The organism is Actinoplanes flavus (genome assembly GCF_017592555.1).
GTDB lineage: Bacteria > Actinomycetota > Actinomycetes > Mycobacteriales > Micromonosporaceae > Actinoplanes > Actinoplanes flavus.
Map to the genome: position 1 here is coordinate 1 of NZ_JAGFNS010000080.1, position 1451 is coordinate 1451.

At 68.2% G+C, this 1451-nt stretch carries 1 protein-coding gene; it reads left to right on the forward strand.

Annotated elements, in window-relative coordinates; all coding sequences use genetic code 11:
• The first annotated feature begins 221 nt into the window (after positions 1–221).
• The gene (locus tag J5X75_RS43735) at positions 222–1433 is read left to right on the forward strand and encodes an IS110 family RNA-guided transposase (RefSeq protein ID WP_208473637.1); all 1212 of its coding nucleotides are present in this window, start codon (positions 222–224) and stop codon (positions 1431–1433) included.
• Positions 1434–1451 lie beyond the last annotated feature (18 nt).

Genomic DNA, 1451 nt, shown 5'->3' on the forward strand with positions numbered 1-1451 from the left:
CTCCATAAGGTTGTTGATTGTCTGGGGTTGATGCCCCGGATGCCCGGGACGGTGGGGTGTGGCTGATGGTTTCTTGCCGTTGGGTGGTTCCGAAGGAGTGGCCGCCCTGCCGTTCCCGATGGCCTGGCTGCTGATTGAGATCTGCGTGCGTCGCTGTTTATGGAGCTGCCGGCAGTGCCATCGATGGGGTTGAGCTGTGGTTATCGGGGAGGTTCGGGCCGGTGAAGGTCCGGGAGAAGATCTGGGTTGGGATCGATGTGGGTAAGGCGCATCACCATGCGTGCGCGGTCGACGAGACCGGCAAGGTGGTGTTCAGTAAGCGGCTGGGCAACGGTCAGGCCGAGATTGAGGCGTTGATCGCCCGGGCGGGCAAGGCCGCCGGAGGTGTGCGGTGGGCCCTGGACATGACCTCCGGCAGCGCCGGGCTGTTGCTGGCGGTGTTGCGTCAGGCCGGCGCGGAGCTGGTGTACGTGCCCGGCCGGCTGGTCAACCGGATGGCCGGCGCCTTCGCGGGTGAGGGCAAGAGCGACGCCAAGGACGCGTTCACCATCGCCGAGACCGCCCGGTTGCGCCACGATCTGACGCCGATCACCGAGCCCGACGCGTTGGTCGCCGAGTTGCGGGTGCTGACCGCACGCCGTGAGGACCTGATGGGTGACTGGGTGCGTGGCGTCAACCGGCTGCGTGACCTGCTCGCGTCGATCTTCCCCGCGTTGGAAGCGGCGTTCGACTACTCCACCCGCTCGCCGCTGGTGCTGTTGACCGGTTTCCAAACCCCCGGCGGTCTGCGTGAGGCCGGAGCCGGACGGATCGCTGAGCATCTGCATGCCGGCGGTGCTTGGGCCAAAGGCATCCCGGCGATGGTCGACAAAGCCCTCGCCGCGGCGGCCGCGCAGACCATCGCGCTGCCCACCGAGACCGCGGTGGCACCGTTGATCGCCCGGCTTGCCGCCCAGCTGCTCGACCTCGACCGGGAGATCAAGAGTCTGGACAAGCAGATCACCGGCACGTTCGGCGAGCATCCACACGCGCCGCGGATCACCAGCGTCAACGGGTTCGGGCCGATCCTCGGCGCCCAGCTGCTCGCCGACACCGGCGGCGACCTGGCAGCCGCGTTCGGTAGCTCGGCCCGGCTGGCCGCCTACGCCGGTCTGGCCCCGGTACCCCGCGATTCCGGACGCGTGCGCGGCAACCTGCACCGACCCAAGCGCTACCACCGCGGCCTGCGCCGCGTCTTCTACCTCGCCGCCCTGTCCGCGATCAAACCCGACGGCCCATCGCGTGTCTTCTACCAGCGCAAACGCGCCGAGGGAAAGCTCCACACCCAAGCCTTGATCGCCCTGGCCCGCCGCCTGATCGACGTCATCTGGGCCCTGCTGCGAGACGGCCGTGAGTTCCATCCCTCACCGCCGATCACGCCGTACGCGGCTTGACATGGTCATTGAAACTCC